Raw genomic sequence first — 16,908 nt, 5'->3', positions numbered from 1 at the left:
GTTGAGGCCTGCTCATGGCTAGAAGAGCGGGGTTTTTGGCCATCTTCGGCTCGTGCGAAGGCGCAGTCACTGTTTGAGGGGACAGCGCGACGGCCCAGGGTCGTCTATTGGAACGGGCAACAAATAAAGAAACAAAAATCGACCGAGGGAGGAGACCTAAAGTGAAAGCACAATTCAAAGCGTCTGTGGCCGCCGTGGCGCTGGCTGGCGCGCCCATCGCGGTTTTCGTGCCGGCTTATGCTCAAGGTACAAGTGGCGATGTCGCGCCGGCTCAGGAGCGGACCGAGGGCGGAGCGCCCGAAACGGTCGGGATCGGCGAAATTGTTGTCACTGCGCAGAAGCGCGAGCAACGCCTGAACGATGTGGGACTGTCGGTGTCCGTAGCCTCCGGCGAGCAGATCCAGAACGCCGGCATAACCGATGCTGCCGATCTTGGGGCTATCGTGCCAGGCTTCACCGCGTCGACCAGCGTCTTCGGGCCACCGGTCTTCTCTCTCCGCGGCGTCAACTTCAACTCGTTCCAAGCGTCTGCACCGCCGACCGTAAGCACCTACGTCGATGAGGCGGCGCTTCCCTATCCGATCATGGGCCAGGGACTCTTCCTCGATATCGAGCGGGTGGAAGTGCTAAAGGGGCCGCAGGGAACCCTGTTTGGCCAGAACGCGACAGGCGGGTCGATCAACGTAATCGCAGCGAAGCCGACCGCTGACCTGTCGGCGGGTTTCCGCCTCGATGCCAACCATTGGGGTGAAGTCAATGCTGAGGGCTTCGTCAGCGGCCCCCTGTCTGACACGCTTCGGGGGCGATTGGCGGTGCAAACCAGCCAAGGCGGCGGTTGGCAGCGCGGCTATTTTCTCAATGATCAGAAAAATGGCAGCCAGAACAAGTTGGCTGGACGGCTGCTGCTCGACTGGACGCCAACCGAACGACTGACGATTTCCGTCAACCTCAACGCGTCGCGCGACCGTAGCGAACAGCAGCAGGCGCAGGCGTTTCTTATTCTGCCGGCCGTTCCGGCTGGAGCTCCTCCGGCGTTCCTCGATTATGCAAACAACCTGCCGGACGATGCGCGCGATGCCGACTTCGACCAAGGGTTCGATACGCGGGCCGATAGCCACACCTATCAAGCTGTGCTTCGCGGCGACTATGAATTGACTGACGAACTTTCTCTGACGTCGATCACCAACTATGTCGAGACGCGCTTTCGCTCGCCGCACGATCAGGATGGCACCGCCGTCAACACGCAACAGGGACTTGCGTTTGCCGACATCCAATCGATCAATCAAGAAATCCGGTTGAGCGGCGCTTTCCCCTCGGCGGGAGTCAACTTTGTTATCGGTGGCAGCTACGGCGATGACGACATTACCGAAGGCGTGTTCAACAATTATGCCGCTTATTCGGGGTTTCCGCCGAATTCTCCCGCCGAATGGCGCTATGACCTGACGCAAAAGGCAAAAGCGGTTTTCGGCAGCATCGATGTCGAAGTGACTCCCGGCCTGACCCTAACGGCCGGCGCCCGATACACCGATACCGAGCAATCGATATTCGGTTGTACGTTCGATCGCGGCGGGACGCCCGGCATTCGCGGAATTCCCCAGTTTATCGTGAGCGGGATCAATCCAGCCCTAGCGGCCGCCTATGTTAGCGGGGGTTGCATCACCATCGACGATTCCGGGCCGAATCCGACTTTCCTGCCAGTGTTAGCCGACCAAACGCAAAAAGAAAACAACCTCGCTTGGCGCGGAGCGGTCAATTACAAGCCCAGCGACGATGTGTTGCTCTATGCTTCGGTCAGTCGGGGTTTCAAGGCTGGCACTTACCCGGTCATCGTCAATCTCTTCGATTCGGCTATTCAGCCGGTGGGTCAGGAAAAGCTGACGTCCTATGAAGTCGGGACAAAGTTGACCTTGGCCGACAATCGAGTCCAACTGAACATGGCGGCGTTCCACTATGATTACGTCGACAAGCAGTTTTTCACGTTCCTTCCCGTCCTCGGTGGAGCGCTTGTTACGGCAACTTTGGTCAACATCCCCAAGTCGACGGTGGATGGTCTCGAGTTTGATATAACGGCGGAGCCGGTCGAAGGGCTGCGCATCACTGGTGGCGCCACTTATATCAAGACCGAGGTCAAGGATTATGTGAACGTCGACTTCGCGGGACGTCCGTTGATCGCGTCGGGGCGGGAATTCAACTATGCGCCGCCGTGGTCAGCCAATCTCGACGCGGAATACAGCGTTCCGAGCAGCGGCTCGATCCGTCCTTTTATCGGTGGATCGGTGACCTATCGCGCCCGGACTTTCGCTGATCTTGGCGAAGCTGCCTATTCGAGGTTACCCGCCTATACCCTGTTCGACGCCCGCATTGGCATCGAATCGGACGATGGATGGCGCCTCGCACTTTATGGGCGCAACCTCACCAACGAATATTACTGGAACTCGGTGGCGTCCGCCGGCGATGGGGCCGTGCGGTTTGCCGGAGAACCGCGAACCTTTGGCGCGAACTTGAGCTATCGCTTCTGACCGCGGGGCGAGGGTGGTTCGTGGATCACCCTCGCTGGCATCTCTCGAGTTCGGCAGCGTCATTGATGGAACGCCATGCGCTCTTGCGGCGCATCTTCCGAGCAGGGGGAACAGGCATGACAGCCACTGTCGAATTCGAGCTTGAAGGGCTGATCGAGAACTTCGACGTTCACGACGAGCGTCTGAAGGATCATTTCTACGAAACGCTGGAGGCGATGCGGCGACGCGGTCCCGTCCACCGGTCGGAGGCCCACGGCGGCTACTGGGTCGTGGTCGGGCATCGCGAAGTGACGCAGGTAGCGCGCGACTGGCGCAATCGGGTACGGCTGACGATCGGGCTGGCGCTGCTGTGGACGCTCGGGACGTTGCTTACCGCCTATGCGCCGAGCGCGGGGTGGCTCACCGCGGCGCGGATGCTGGTCGGGATCGGTTCGACCGGCTCGCTGACCGCGGCATTGTCGCTGTGCGCCGATTTCTGCGCCCCAGCGCAGCGAGGCCGCGCGATGCTGATCGTCAATCTGGGCAAGGCGCTGGGCGTCGCGCTCGGCTTTGCGCTCACCGGCTGGCTGTTCGGGTTGCTGACCGATTTCAGCGCCCCGGGCTGGCTCGCCGACCTGGCGCCGTGGCGGAGCACGCATGTGTTGCTCGCGGCGATCAGCGCGCTGTGCCTGTTGCCCTTGCTGTTGCTGCGCGAACCCGAGCGCCGCGAGGTCGAGGCGAGTCCCAATGCGCCCTTCCGCGTCGTGGCCGCAGAGCTGTGGTCGCGGCGGTCGTTCCTTGGTCCGCTCTTCGCCGGGCAGGTGGCGGTGGTGATGGCCGATGTGGCCGCGACTGTGTGGGTCGCACCGGTGTTGTCGCGTGATTTCGGGCTTCAGCCGCAGCAGTTTGCCGGGTGGGTCGGGGCTTTGATGTTCGGCACCGGGGTGGCGGGGGCGGTGCTGGGCGGATTGTCGGCCGATATCGGCCAGAAGAGCCAGCGGCGAGGCGGCATTTTGCTGGGTGCGGTGATGGCCGCCGGGATCGGGGTGCCTGCCGCTTTGTTCCCGTTGATGCCCAGCGTCGCGGGGCTCGCGGTTGCGCTCGGCGTGATGTCGATGTGCGGCGCGGTGACCGGGCTGGTCGTGTCGGTCGCGCTGACCGTCCTGCTGCCCAACGAACTGCGCGGCCTGTGCATCGGCGCGTTCATTGCGATCGCCGGGCTGATCGGCTTCGGGCTGGCGCCGTGGATCGTTACGCAGGTGAGCGGGATGATGGGCGGCGAGGCGATGCTGGCCGAGGCGCTGGCGCTGGTCGGGGTGATCGTCAGTGCGCTGTCCTTCTTCGCCTTCATGCTCGCTATGCGGCGGGCGCCCAAACCTGTCAGACAGGTATTGCCAAAGCTGTAAGACAGGTATATAGCGGGCGGTGAGGGAGTTTTGCTTATGCCAAGCAAGCACGGCGTTATCGTATCGCCCGAAATGACCGCCTTCGTCGGCGCCGGCACATGCGACCGACTGTTGTTGCCGCCCGATGCTTTGCTGATCGGCTTTGGCGATATCGGCGAACCGGTGGTGAGCACTCTGGCGTTTCGCGCGCTGGAAAGCGAAGGCCATATGCTGGTGTTCGCAGTGTCGCGCGGTGCTTGTCGACGCCTGTTCGGCGATCTCCCCGATCCCGGCCAGCGTTGGTACCTGCCGTCGGATTTGCGTGCCCTCGGTCAATCGATCGTCACCCCGGAATGCGATGCGGCAGCGGCGGATACGCTGCGGCTGGCGCGCAGCATCGAAATGCTGTGCCAGCTGTTTGCAGCGCTGCGGGCGGGCAAGCTGGTCGCGGTCGATGGCCAGCCGGGGTTGAGCGAAAGCGACATTGCGCGGATCGCGGCAGCAAAGCGAATCGTCGATGAGCGCTGGCATGAAAAGCTGACGATCGACAATATCGCGCGCAGCTGCGGGATCAATCGCGACAAGCTGACCCGCGGATTTCGCGAGCTCTATCATTGCAGCGTCGGCGAGGCGCTGAGCGAGCGGCGGTTGCGGCAGGCGCGGACCTTGCTGGCGGCGAGCGACCTGCCGGTGGCGAGCATCGGCTATCGCTGCGGTTACCTCAACAACGCCAGCTTCACGCGCGCTTTCTCGCGGCGGTTCGGCATGGCGCCAACCGCGATGCGGCGGATGGGGGTGGCGGCGTGAGCGGGATGATCGACCTTGGCCGCGGCTCGCTCGTCGATCGCGCGGTCGACGCGGTGCGCGACTATATCCGCACCCACGACCTGAAGGTCGGCGACACGCTGCCCGGTGAGGGGAGCTTTGCGACGCAGCTGGGGGTCAGCCGCCCGGTGATGCGCGAGGCGTTTGGGGCGCTCACCGCGCTGCGGCTCGTCGATGTCGGCAACGGCCGCAAGCCGCGCGTCGCGGCGATCGACGGGTCGGTGATGGCGGCGTCGATGGGGCATGCGGTCAACACCGCGCAAGTGTCGCTCGCCGATGTGTGGGAAGTACGCCGGACGCTGGAGCTGCGGACCGCCGAGCTCGCCGCGATCAACCGCAGCGAGGAACAGGCACGCGCCATTCTGAGCGCCGCGCACGCGCTGTCGGTCGAGCATGACGAGGCGGCGCGGACCGCGGCCGACACGCGGTTTCACCAGACCATCGCGGCGGCGAGCGGCAATCCGCTGTTTCTTCAAATCGTTCGCTCGTTCGAACAGCTTATGGCGGCCGCTATCCCGCGCGCCTGGGCCGGGCGCACCACGCGCGAGGAACGCGACGAAACGCTGGCGCTGCACCGTGAGGTGGCTGAGGCGATCGCGGCGCGCGATCCGATGCGCGCGCGCGCTGCGATGGAGAGCCATTTCAACAATTCGATCGGCGAAATGCTGAAAGATCAGTTCTGAGACGATGCTGGCAGGGGTCGAACTCGGCGGCACCAAGTGCATCTGCATTCTGGGCACCGGACCCGGCGACGTCCGGGCGCAAGTGGAGGTTCCGACCACCAGCCCCTGTACCACCCTCGCGACCATAGCAGATATTCTGGGCGGGTGGGACTTCGGGGCGCTCGGCATCGCCAGCTTCGGACCGCTGGATCTGGACCATCGCTCGGCCACGTTCGGGAGCATCGTTTCGACCCCCAAAGCGGGGTGGAGCGGAACCGATCTGACCGTGCTGGCCCGAGGAGGGCCGATGACGATTGACACCGACGTCAATGGAGCCGCGCTGGCCGAGGGGGTTTGGGGCGCGGCTCAGGATATTGAAAGCTGGGCGTATATAACGGTCGGCACCGGGGTCGGGGTCGGTTCGATTTCGCATCGGCACATATTGCGCGGTGCAAGGCACAGCGAGGCGGGGCATCAGCGCGTACCGAAATTGGCAGGCGATTCGTTCGCTGGCACCTGCATCTATCACGGCGATTGCGTCGAGGGTTTGGCGAGCGGCCCGGCAATCAGTGCGCGGGCTGGTAAACCCGGCCGAGACATTGCATCCGACGACAAGGTTTGGGACCATGCTGCGCATGCGCTTGCGATGTTGTGTCACAATCTCGTGCTCACGACGCTTCCGCAGCGCGTTTTCGTCGGTGGAGGTGTCGCCGCCGCTCATCCGCAGCTGCTTGGCTTAATCCGTCAGCACCTTAGTAAAAGTTTGGCCGGGTACGGCATGCCCGTTGACGTCGACGACTTGATCGCTGCTCCGGGCTTGGGAAAAGCCGTCGGCCCCCTCGGATCGCTCGCACTTGCTTTTACAGTCGTGAAATAGGGCGAGAATTCGCGATCGGGCCGACGCAAGTAGAATGCGCTCACTTTCTCGATTATCCGATCGGGAGCAGGTCGCCCACAGGACGCTGATATAGGCGCAAATATGGCTCCCGGCGCAAAATGATCGTGAAAAAAGTGGCAAGGCGGGACGGGTGGTCCCCGCTCATCCATTTGCCTTTGCTCGATCATCTAGGCAGTCTTGGCCCAACTCGGAAAAGGGATAGTTTCATGATGCGCAATCTCACGCGGCGCCAGCTCGTTGGCGGGGCAATCGCCGGGAGTGCATTGGCAAATCTACCGGTGCTTGCCGCCCCCCATGATGCGCCGACTACCTGGTTCCGCGATGTTCTGTTGGTCGACGGCACCGGGGCCAGGCCGCGCCGTGCGGACGTCGTTGTTGGCGGCGATCGTGTGTTGGCAATCCTGCCGCCGGGCGGCGCCGCCACCCAAGGCGCACGCCTCGTCGAAGGCGATGGGCGTATCCTGGCACCCGGCTTGATCGACACCCACACCCATGGCAATCCACTTGAACAGTCCTACGATGCCTTCCTCGCCATGGGCGTGACCACCATTTTGCTGGGGGTCGATGGCAGCGGTCCGAGGGTCGGAGACGATCCAAATCTCGGAACCTGGCTGACGGCTGCTGATCGTGCGTCGCTCCCACTGAATGTTGCGGCACTGGCGAGCCACGGCACGCTGCGCCGCGCCTCTGGGATCGAGGACGCCGTGCGCCAGCCTGATGACGCCGCGCTGGCAAGGATGGCGGCACAACTTGACCGCGAACTGGCCGCTGGCGCATTCGGGATATCGTTTGGGCTGGAATATGTCCCGGGCATCTATAGCGAGCGCGCCGAGCTTGCCAGCCTCGGCCACATTGTCGCCCGCCATGGCGGCGTGGTCATGAGTCACATGCGGTCGGAAAATGACGACGAGATCGAGGCCTCAATCGAGGAACTGATTGCGTCTGCACACCCGGCCCGGCCCCATATTTCGCATTTGAAGGTGGTGTTCGGAAAAGGCGAAGTGCGCGCCCGCAGGTTGCTCGACCTGATCGCAGCCAAACGCAGGGCCGGCATCGATCTGACCGCTGATGCCTATCCATATAGTGCCGGCTATACAGGCATCTCGCTGCTTTTCCCTGAATGGGCATTGCCACCGACCGACTACGGCGCCGTCGTCGCCGGACGAAGGCTAGAATTGCGCGATCATCTTGTCGCGCGAATGACCCGGCGCGGCGGGCCGGAAGCGCTTCTTATCGGCACCGCGCCTTATGCGGGAAAGACATTGGCCCGGGCGGCAGACGATGCAGGACTCCATTACGCTGATTTCCTGATCAGGATTGGACCGGGCGGGGCATCCGGCGCGCATTTCACGATGGACGATGCTCTGCAGGATGTTCTTGTTCTCGACCCCGATGTTGCAATTTCGACCGACGGTGGGCCAGGGATGCACCATCCGAGGGCCACCGGAACATACGCCAAGTTGATCGAGCAAGATGTCGTGAACACCGGTCGACTCCCGATCGAACGGGCGGTGCACAAAGCGAGCGCGCTCCCGGCGCGGATCCTGCGGCTCGCCGATCGCGGAACGGTGCGGCCGGGTGCGAAGGCGGACCTCATTCTGTTTGCCGCCGAACGGGTGAAAGCGCGCTCGACCTTTCTCGACCCTTTTGCTCAGGCGGAAGGATTCGACATGGTGATGGTGAACGGACTTCCAGCCTTCGAGGAGGGTGAGCGAGTGAGTGCTCCCGGTCGATTGTTGCGGGCGTCAAGAACGCGCTGAGTGACGCTGGGTGCGATAGCTCGCTGTGACGGATCGCTTGCCGGACTGGCTGCGCGGCTACCGGTCTTCCGAGGTCAGCCAAGGCAATATTGTTTCGACCGGCAATCGCTCGATCGTGCCGCGATGCCCCTCGACGGTCTTCCCGGCAAACAGCGAATTTACAACCGCTTCCTCGGTCGCTTCGGCGACCGCCTGAAATAACGGCGATAGCGCCTCGTTGCGGAGTTCTGCGACTGATGCGGTCGGCGCGCTTCCCTCTTCGCGGCGGACGGCAGGGCTGGTTGAAAAGGCAATGGCATAGTCGCCCGATCCGTTGGAAAAGGACGATCCCGTCCGACCGATCCCGATGAAAGCTCGTTCGGCGATGCGGCGTAGGTTGCGATCGGACAGCGGCGCGTCAGTCGCGATCACCACGACTACCGAGCCATCCGCCGTGTCGCGATCGCCCCATTTGGCAAAGGCATGGCGGCCCAGTTTGACGCCGACCGGCACGCCGGCGATGTTCAGCACACCGCCATAATTGCTCTGGACCAACACGCCGAGAGTGTAACCGCCTTGTGTACTCGCCAGCTTGCGCGAGGCCGTGCCGATCCCTCCCTTAAATCCGAACGCCACCGTTCCGGTACCCGCGCCGACCGACCCTTCGGCGATTGCTCCGCCTGTCGCGCCTTCGATTGCGCGTCGGGCGTCGGCTACCGTCACGCGGCGACGTCGGATGTCGTTGAGAACGCCGTCGTTCGTTTCGCCGACGACCGCGTTGACCGACCGGACAGCCTCATTGCCCGATTGAGTGAGCGTCCAATCGATCGCCGCCGCCGCGGCTTCGGGGACGTTGAGCGTGTTGGTCAGCAGGATCGGTGTCTCTGTTTCGCCGAGCTCTACAACTTGAGTAGAGCCTGCAAACTTCCCGAACGCATTGAAGGCAACAAAGCCGGCCGGAACGCGCGAGCGAAAGAGATTGCCCCCGTGTGGCAGAATCGCCGTGACGCCGGTATGGATGTCTTTGCCTTCCTCGATCGTGACGTGGCCGACCTTGACCCCGTCAACATCGGTAATGGCGTTTAATGGACCCGGCTCGAGAACGCCGATGATCACGCCAGCATCGCGGGCCCGTTCGACGGGCGGCACAGGGGCGGCCATGGCCAGAAAACCCAGCGCTGCAATCACCTTGCTCAAAATCATAGGTACCCCTTGTCAGGTCCGCGCTCGACTCCGTCAAATCAAAAATGCTGTCGAATGGCCGTGGCGAAGAAGGGGGACGGTTGATGGTCATAGGCGCGCGTACTCGGCCGCTGCAATGCGACGCGCGATGTCCCGCAAGCTCCTTTCGCGGCCTCAAGCTGTGTCCGGGCGGCCACGCCCTCGAGTATTCAGCAGCCGTGACTGCGGCGCACGGCGTTGCATAGCGGTTTAGCGGCAAATTAAGGTTCGTATGCGTTGGTTTGGAGCAAAGGCCGATCGTTCGACACGCCCTCACGTCTCCGCCAGCGTGTCGGCCACGATCCGCCACACCCGGGGATTGATTCCCAAGCCCAGATGCGTGCTGTCGACTTTGATGTTGCGCGCGTGTGCGTTGTAGATGTCGACCGCGATGTCGGGGCCGACGATGCCGTCGCGGTCGGAATAGATGACGGTCAATGGCTGGGTCAGGCCTTTCAGGTTGCGCGCGTGGATTTCGCGTTCGATCGCGTCGAAGTCGCGGCCAGCAAAGCGCTGCGCGAGCGCGGTATATTTGGGGCCGCCGATGATCGGGGTGCCCATGGTGACGATCGCGCGGACCAGATGAGGGTAGCCGCGCGCAGTTTCGCGAGCGATGACGCCGCCAAGGCTCCAGCCGATCAGGGTGAGCGGGGCGCGGTCGGCCTTGACCCAATCGGCGGCCTGCGCGGCAAGGCGTTCGACGTCGGCGGCGACGCGGCCCTGGTTGCGCCCCATGCCCCAGTCGCGGACGTGGTAGCCAAGGTGGCGGAGCCAGGCTTCGAGCGGTCGCATCGACAGCTCGCTGGCGCCGTAACCGGGGAGCAGCGCGATCGGGCGGCCGTCGCCGCGCGGCGCGCCGAACAGATGATAACCACCAAGGCCATAGCGCAGCATGTCGAACGGCAGCGCGAGTTCCCCCAGCTGCGCGAGCCGGGTCGGGGACTTCAATCCGGTGGGAAGCGGAACGTCGCGGGGCATCGCCTTCTCCCTTTCATATCGTTATAGTTTGTCGCCTCGGCACGGTATTGCAAGCCGGTAAGGGGAGGGGAATATGGCAAATCTGAACTGGATCGCGATCCTGGTCGCGGCGCTCGCGGGATTTCTCGTCGGCGGACTGTGGTACGGGCCGCTGTTCGGCAAGGCGTGGATGCAGGAACGCGGGCTGACCGAAGCGGAATTGCAGCAGGGCAATATGGTGCAGATCTATGGCACCACCTTTCTGCTCAGCATCGTCTCCGCGGTATTTCTTGGCCATTTGCTGGCGCATTTTGGTGATATGAGCGCGCGGTCGACGATGATGATTTCGGTCGGGATTGCGCTCGGCTTTATCGTCCCGGCGATCGGCACCAATTATCTGTTCAGTCGCGCGAGCATGAAGCTTTTCGGGATCGACGCCGGATATTGGATCGCCTTTTACGCGGCGATGGGCGCGGTGTTCGTGTTCTTGGGCTAGCCGCCCGGCACGCTCGCTTCACATTCTTCGCAGCGGACGACCTCGACGATCAGGTCGCCGGCGGCGAGGCTTTGTGCTTCGGGTTCCCAAAAGCCGAAGGGCTTGCCGCCGCGATAGATACGCAGTCCGCGGCCTTCGCTGGCGAGCTGGTCGATGCTGCGGCCGATTTCGGCCGCCGCGACGGGGCGTTCGCGGAGCTGGACCCGCCCGCCGATGCTGGCAAGGTCGGCCATATAGTCGGCGACATGCGCGCCCTGCGCCGATCCGGCGAGCAGCAGCCCGGTAAAGCTGACCGGATTGATGACATTGTTCGCGCCTGCCTGGCGCGCGAGCAATTCATTGTCCTGGGCGCGGATGACGACGCTGATCGGGACTTTCGGTGACAGGTGGCGGACGGTGAGGACCATCAGGATCGAGGTGTCGTCGCGCCCAGCCGACACCAGCACCGATTGGGCGCGCGCGATATGGACGTCGATCAGCGTGTCGTCGTTCGATGCGTCGCCCTGCAGCACGTTGCAGCCCATCGCTTCTGCCTCGGCAATGCGCGTCGGCGATTGGTCGATCACCACGATGCACGACGGATCGGTACCGCGCGCGATCAGTTCCTTCACCGCCTCGCTGCCGCTGACGCCGAAGCCGAGGACGACGATATGGTCGGTGAGCTTTGCCTGGATGCGGGCCATGCGCCATTTTTCCCATGTGCGTTTGAGGACGAAATTATAGGCGGTGCCGACAAAAATGAAGAGCACCGCGATCCGGATCGGGGTGACGATCACCGCCTCGATCAGCCTTGATCGGTCCGATACCGGATGGATGTCGCCGAACCCCGTCGTCGTGACCGAAATCATCGTGAAATAAACGACGTCGAGAAAGCTGATGTGATTATCGACATTGTCGCGCAACCCCGCACGGTCGATCCAGTGCACCAGCACGACGATGCCGATCAGCGCAAAGGCCAGGCTGAGCCGCGCCAGAACGTCGGCCCACACCGGCCATTTGCTCGCGCGTTTCAGCGGCTGAAAGCGGTGGTGCAGCTTCAGTTTCGACGGCCTGCGATCACTCATCGGGGTGGCAATTGCTTCATCGGATCGACCGGTATGCGATTTTTGCGCAGCTGGAAATGGAGTTGCGATGTCTGGACCTGTCCGGTCGCCCCCGCGCGCCCGATGACATCGCCGCTCCGCACCGCCTGACCGCGCTGCACATCGATCCGTGCGGCATGGCCATAGGCGCTGACCCAGCCGCCGCCATGGTTGATCAGGATCAGCCCGCCATAAACGCCGATCTGGTCGCCGGCATAGGCGACAACGCCGTCGGCGGCGGCGCGGATCGGGGTGCCCGCGGCGGCCGCGATGTTGATCCCGTCGCTGACCTTGCCCGGCGCGAGCGGGCCGAAGCGCGCCAGGATCGGACCGTTCAATGGCCATTCGAAGCGGCCAGCGAAGCGCGCCGGTGTGGCGATCGCAGTGGTAACCGGCTGGCGCGGCGCGGCGTTGCCGGTGGTCGGGCGCGCGGCCTCGGCCAGTGCGGGCTGGCTGCCGGTGACGATGTCGTCGATGTCGAGGGTGAAGGCGGCGGCGCGGGCGCCGACGTTGACCGGACCGGGTGGGGCGGGGCGTGCGTCGGAGGGTAGACGCAGCCGCTGGCCGACGCGGAGGATATAGGGTTCGGCGAGCGCGTTGATCGTGATGATCTCGCCCCAGTCGGCGCCATAGGCGCGCGCGATGCCGATTCCGGTCTCCCCGGTGCCGACGCGGTGATAGAGTCCGGCGGGGATGCGCAGCAATTGCCCGGTGCGCAGCGTGAAGGGCGGGGTGAGATCGTTTTCCAGCGCGATCGCTTCGGACCCCGCGCCGCTCATCTCCCCGATCGCCCGCAGCGTGTCGCCGGGGCGGACGGTGTAGCTGCCTGCGGCGACCTGAACGGCGTTGGTCGCGACGGGCTTCAGTGTCCAGGTCGGGCGGGCATCGCCGCCGACGACGTCGGTTAGCGTGCGGGGCTCGAAGTCGAAGCTGTCCGGGAGCATTGTTGGGGCAGGCGCGGGGGGCGCGGGTCGCGGCGGCGGGGTAGGTGCAGCCGGAATGCAACCGGCGAGCGCCAGCGCGCCCAGAACTATCCCGCCATGATGCCTGATTTGCCCCACGCAAGGCTTTTGCCAAAGCTTTGGGACGGTGGCTAGAACTTCTGTTTCACTCCGGCACGGGTTTCGTATCTTCGTCATCCCGGCGCAGGCCGGGATCTCTCCCTTGCATTGGTCCGCGATAGCGAGATCCCGGCCTGCGCCGGGATGACGAAGTTAAGGGGTTTCGGCCCCATACGCCCCGCGCAGCGCCGCCAGCGATGCGTCGTGCGTCAGGTCGAGCTGGAGCGGGGTGACCGAGATATAGCGGTCGTCGATCGCTTCCAGATCGCTGTCGTGGCCCGGCGAATGTTCGATGCCGTGCAGCCCGAACCAGTAATAGCGGTAACCGCGCGGGTCGGTGCCTTCGACGATCGAACCCCGTCCATAGTCATGGAAACCCTGCCGCGTCACGCGGATGCCCTGCACATCGGCGGCGGGGATCGCGGGGAAATTGATGTTGATCAGCGTGCGCGGCGCCATGTCGAGGTCGAGCAGCGGGCGCAGGACCTTGGCGCCCCATGTTTCGGCGGGTTCGAACGGCACCGTGTCGCCCATGCCTTCCTTCGCATAAACCTGGCTGAGCGCGATCGAGCGGATGCCCGCGAGCGCACCCTCGATCGCCGCCGAAACGGTGCCCGAATAGGTGACGTCGTCGCCCAGATTGGCGCCGCGGTTGACGCCCGACAGGATCAGGTCGGGCTTTTCGGGCATCAGCTTGCTGATCGCCATCATCACCGAATCGGTCGGGGTGCCGCTGCACGACCAGCGCTGCGGTCCATGTTCGCGAATCCGCACCGGGCGTGACAGGGTCAGCGAATGGCCGGCACCCGACTGTTCCTCGGCCGGGGCACAGACCCAGATATCGTCGCTGAGCTGGCGGGCGATCGCTTCGAGCACGGCCATGCCGGGGGCGTGATAGCCATCGTCGTTGGTGAGGAGGATGCGCACTTTTGATCTTTCCTTTTTCGTCACCCCGGACTTGATCCGGGCTCCCGCTTTCGCCGTCGCTGAGCGGGACCCCGGATCAAGTCCGGGGTGACGATTGTACTAGTGTGCCGGGGTGAGTCTCGTCATCCCGCCCATATAGGGCAGCAGTGCCGTTGGGACGATGACGCTCCCATCCGCCTGCTGATAATTCTCCAGCACCGCAACCAGCGTCCGACCGACTGCCAGCCCCGAACCGTTCAGCGTGTGGACGAACTCGTTGCCCTTCGCGCCCTCGCGGCGGAAGCGCGTGTTCATGCGGCGCGCCTGGAAATCGCCGCAGTTCGAACAGCTCGAAATCTCGCGATAGGCGTTCTGGCCGGGCAGCCACACTTCAAGGTCATAGGTCTTGCGCGCCGAAAAACCCATGTCGCCGGCGCACAGCAGCATCTTGCGATATGGCAGTTCGAGCGCTTCGAGGATCGCCTCTGCGGCGCGCGTCTTGCGTTCCAGTTCGGCGTCGCTGTCCTCTGGGCGGGTAATCGACACCAGCTCGACCTTCCAGAACTGGTGCTGGCGGATATAGCCGCGCGTGTCGCGCCCTGCCGATCCTGCTTCGGACCGGAAGCAGGGGGTGAGCGCGGTCATCCGGATCGGCAGATCGGCCTCCGGCACAATCTCTTCGCGCACCGCGTTGGTCAGACTCATTTCGGACGTCGAGATCAGCCAGCGACCGTCGGTGGTCTGAAACAGATCTTCGCGGAATTTAGGGAGCTGCGTGGTGCCGAACGCCGCCTCGTCGCGGACCATCAGCGGCGTCGCGCATTCGGTATAACCCGCATCGATCGTCTGCCGGTCGATCATGAACTGGCCGAGCGCGCGTTCGAGCCGGGCCATCTGGCCCTTCAGGAAGGCGAAGCGCGCGCCCGACATCTTGGCCGCGGTTTCGAAATCGAGGCCCAATGCAGGGGCGAAATCGGCGTGTTCCTGCGGCGCGAAGTCGAACGACCGCGGGGTGCCCCAGCGAGCAATTTCGACATTGCCGCCTTCATCTTCGCCGTCCGGCACGTCGGCAGCGGGCAGGTTGGGGAGCGCCGCCAGACGGTCGTGGAGGGCAGCGAGCTGCTCGCGTTCGGCGTCTTCCTTTGCGGGCAGCACGGCCTTCAGCTCGGCAACCTCTGCCTTCAGCGCTTCGGCCTTTTCCTTGTCGCCCTGCGCCATCGCCTGGCCGATCAGCTTCGACGCTTCGTTGCGGCGTGCGAGCGCGGCCTGGATTTCGGTCTGCAGCGCGCGCACCGACGCGTCCGCGGTCAGGATTTGAGCTGACAGGGGTTCGAGGCCGCGGCGCGCAAGGCCGGCGTCGAAAGCTTGCGGGTCGTCCCGGATCAGGCGGATATCGTGCATCGCCGCGCTATGGCGTTGCTGAGCGGGGGGTGCAAGCCCGTCCTTTCGTGATCCTCCCTGTCGCGTAGCGATGGGGAGGGGGACCGCTTGCGAAGCAGGGGTGGCGGGGCGGCAAGGGTCGCGCCATCGCCCCTCCGTCAGCCCTGCGGGCTGCCACTTCCCCATGGCTGCGCCACAGGGAGGATCATAATCGCGCCGTGCCGCGCAAACTGGAGCGGCTCATAAAAAAGGGCCGCCCCGAAAGGCGACCCTTCAGTAGGTGGTCTGGGTAAAAGCCCCCCCGGACCGCCAGTGGATTGCTTAAGCCGCGTCGGCGTCCTTGTCGTTACGATTGGCGGCGCGGCGGCGCGCGACCAGCGCGGCGGCCGCGGCGCCGAACAGCAGCAGCATCGGCGGCGCCGGCACCGGGGTCGGGGTGCCCGACGAGGTGCTGGTGGTTCCGCCCGAGCTGGACGACGAAGACGAGGATGACGACGAGCTGCTGCTCGACGACGAAGACGACGAGCTGGAGCTTCCCGTGCTCGTGCTGCCCGTCGAACCCCAGCTGCTGCTGCCGCCGGTCGCGCCCGACGAGGTCGCGCCGCTCGACGTGCTGCTGCTCGACGATGAGGAGGACGACGAGCTCGACGACGAGCTGCTCGATCCGCCCGAACTGCTGCTGCTGGAACCGCCCGAGCTGCCGCTCGAACCATTCGATCCGCCCGAACTGCCGTGGGACGAGCTGCCCCAGCCCGAGCTGCCGTGCGACGAACCGCCCTTCGACGAGCTGCCGCCCGACGAGGACGAGCTGGACGAGGATGACGACGAGGAGGAGCTCGACGACGAACTGCTGCTCGACGAGGAGGTGCTGACGTTGCCCGACGACGTCGAGACGTTACCCGACGATGTGCTGACATTGCCCGACGAGGTCGAAACGCCGCCGGTCGAGGTGCTGACCCCGCCGGTCGAAGTCGACACGCCACCCGTCGAGGTCGAAACCCCGCCGGTTGAGGTCGACACGCCGCTCGACGTGCTCACGCTGCCAGTCGAAGTCGACACGCCGCCGGTCGAGGTCGAGGTGCTGACGCCGCCCGTCGAGGTGGACACGCCGCCCGACGTGCTGCTGCTGGTCGTGCTGAGGCCGCCGGTGGTCGTCGATGTGACCACCACGCTGCCGCCGCCGCCCGAACTGCTGCCGCCAAAGAAGCCGCCGAAAAAGCCGCCGCCGAAACCGCCGCCGAAGCCGCCGCCGATAACGGTCACGCCGCCGCCGCTGCCGCCGCCTTCAAAACCGCCGCGCTGCGGGAAGGGCGCGTAAGGGATGGGGGGCAGGGGGATCGTCTGCGTCACCACCTGCGTTTGCGGGGTCGCGGTGCGGATGACGCGCTTCGTCGTGACGACGCGGCGGATCCGTTTCACCGGCTTGCGCGCCGCATGGCGCTTGCGAACGACCTTTTTGCCAACGCAGGGCGAACAGGATTTGGCCGTCTGCGCCCGCGCCTTGGGAACATCGGTAATCTGCATCGCGCCGGTGCCGATGAGCGCGCCGCCACAGGTGCAGGCGCAAAGCTTGGCGAGGGCCATTCGGACAGACATAGGTTTCTCTTTCTTTCCCGTTGCAGGTGCAAAGCGCCAGCTACCGACACCCGTTTCACCTTCGCTATACCCCAAAAGGTCAAAGCTTTGCGAACGCGGCAATTGCGTTAACCGCGTTTGCCTGTCCGACAGCGGGAAAAGAGCATCGGAATCAACCCAAATCGCCGTTCTTGTCCCAAAATAGTACGGAAATCGCAATGAT

The 16,908-nt window shown here is 64.3% G+C and carries 15 protein-coding genes; 9 read left to right on the top strand and 6 right to left on the bottom strand.

From position 1 onward, the window contains the following. The first annotated feature begins 161 nt into the window (after nt 1-161). The 6 genes from FFS18_RS05215 to FFS18_RS05190 all read left to right on the top strand — a co-directional run bounded on the left by FFS18_RS05215 (nt 162) and on the right by FFS18_RS05190 (nt 8,028). Entirely contained in the window at nt 162-2,519 is a 2,358-nt protein-coding gene (locus FFS18_RS05215; protein WP_171005233.1) for a TonB-dependent receptor, read from the top strand. Nucleotides 2,520-2,635: 116 nt separating this feature from the next. Continuing rightward, a complete protein-coding gene (locus FFS18_RS05210; protein WP_137870027.1) occupies nt 2,636-3,904 on the top strand; it encodes an MFS transporter in 1,269 nt (422 codons plus the stop codon). A 36-nt stretch (nt 3,905-3,940) separates the two neighbouring features. Beyond that, nucleotides 3,941-4,690, top strand: coding sequence for a helix-turn-helix transcriptional regulator (locus FFS18_RS05205; RefSeq protein WP_137870026.1), 750 nt, complete (start codon nt 3,941-3,943; stop codon nt 4,688-4,690). Between the two features lie 5 nt (nt 4,691-4,695). Further along, the gene (locus tag FFS18_RS05200; protein WP_137870077.1) at nt 4,696-5,391 is read left to right on the top strand and encodes a FadR/GntR family transcriptional regulator; all 696 of its coding nucleotides are present in this window, start codon (nt 4,696-4,698) and stop codon (nt 5,389-5,391) included. Nucleotides 5,392-5,395: 4 nt separating this feature from the next. Beyond that, nucleotides 5,396-6,247, top strand: coding sequence for an ROK family protein (locus FFS18_RS05195; RefSeq protein ID WP_137870025.1), 852 nt, complete (start codon nt 5,396-5,398; stop codon nt 6,245-6,247). A gap of 227 nt (nt 6,248-6,474) precedes the next feature. Continuing rightward, the gene (locus tag FFS18_RS05190) at nt 6,475-8,028 is read left to right on the top strand and encodes an N-acyl-D-amino-acid deacylase family protein (RefSeq protein WP_171005232.1); all 1,554 of its coding nucleotides are present in this window, start codon (nt 6,475-6,477) and stop codon (nt 8,026-8,028) included. 57 nt (nt 8,029-8,085) lie between these two features. Here FFS18_RS05190 and FFS18_RS05185 read toward each other — a convergent pair whose 3' ends face one another. Further along, entirely contained in the window at nt 8,086-9,210 is a 1,125-nt protein-coding gene (locus FFS18_RS05185) for a DmpA family aminopeptidase (protein WP_137870023.1), read from the bottom strand. A 291-nt stretch (nt 9,211-9,501) separates the two neighbouring features. Next, complete coding sequence (locus FFS18_RS05180; protein WP_137870022.1) at nt 9,502-10,206, bottom strand: esterase/lipase family protein; 705 nt, start codon at nt 10,204-10,206, stop codon at nt 9,502-9,504. 73 nt (nt 10,207-10,279) lie between these two features. Between FFS18_RS05180 and FFS18_RS05175 the strand changes: the two genes are divergently transcribed. After that, on the top strand, nt 10,280-10,681 hold the full coding sequence (locus FFS18_RS05175; RefSeq protein ID WP_120215927.1) for a DUF1761 domain-containing protein: 402 nt from the start codon (nt 10,280-10,282) through the stop codon (nt 10,679-10,681). On the opposite strand, the gene FFS18_RS05170 is transcribed toward FFS18_RS05175, so the two are convergent. The 4 genes from FFS18_RS05170 to serS all read right to left on the bottom strand — a co-directional run bounded on the left by FFS18_RS05170 (nt 10,678) and on the right by serS (nt 15,131). Next, nucleotides 10,678-11,745: a potassium channel family protein gene (locus tag FFS18_RS05170; RefSeq protein ID WP_137870021.1), complete on the bottom strand. Its 1,068-nt coding sequence runs from the start codon at nt 11,743-11,745 to the stop codon at nt 10,678-10,680. The two genes, FFS18_RS05175 and FFS18_RS05170, sit on opposite strands and share 4 nt — an antisense overlap. Next, entirely contained in the window at nt 11,742-12,707 is a 966-nt protein-coding gene (locus FFS18_RS05165) for a LysM peptidoglycan-binding domain-containing M23 family metallopeptidase (protein ID WP_249340306.1), read from the bottom strand. Before FFS18_RS05165 ends, FFS18_RS05170 begins: the two co-directional genes overlap by 4 nt. Before the next feature lie 270 nt (nt 12,708-12,977). Then, nucleotides 12,978-13,751 carry a 5'/3'-nucleotidase SurE gene (gene surE / locus FFS18_RS05160; protein ID WP_120215930.1) on the bottom strand — a complete coding sequence of 258 codons (774 nt, stop codon included), beginning with the start codon at nt 13,749-13,751 and terminating at the stop codon, nt 12,978-12,980. A 99-nt stretch (nt 13,752-13,850) separates the two neighbouring features. Further along, nucleotides 13,851-15,131 carry a serine--tRNA ligase gene (serS, locus tag FFS18_RS05155; RefSeq protein ID WP_137870019.1) on the bottom strand — a complete coding sequence of 427 codons (1,281 nt, stop codon included), beginning with the start codon at nt 15,129-15,131 and terminating at the stop codon, nt 13,851-13,853. A 319-nt stretch (nt 15,132-15,450) separates the two neighbouring features. On the opposite strand from serS, the gene FFS18_RS17680 reads away from it, so the two are divergent. Together FFS18_RS17680 and FFS18_RS05140 are read left to right on the top strand one after the other, a co-directional pair. Next, nucleotides 15,451-16,428 (top strand): hypothetical protein, encoded by a 978-nt coding sequence (locus FFS18_RS17680; RefSeq protein ID WP_249340305.1) that lies wholly within the window; start codon nt 15,451-15,453, stop codon nt 16,426-16,428. Between the two features lie 60 nt (nt 16,429-16,488). Continuing rightward, the gene (locus FFS18_RS05140) at nt 16,489-16,890 is read left to right on the top strand and encodes a hypothetical protein (RefSeq protein ID WP_137870018.1); all 402 of its coding nucleotides are present in this window, start codon (nt 16,489-16,491) and stop codon (nt 16,888-16,890) included. Nucleotides 16,891-16,908: the final 18 nt, after the last annotated feature.

This window comes from Sphingopyxis sp. 2PD (assembly GCF_005503695.1).
In the GTDB taxonomy this organism is placed as follows: Bacteria; Pseudomonadota; Alphaproteobacteria; order Sphingomonadales; family Sphingomonadaceae; genus Sphingopyxis.
This window is presented reverse-complemented; position numbering and strand designations above follow the sequence as displayed.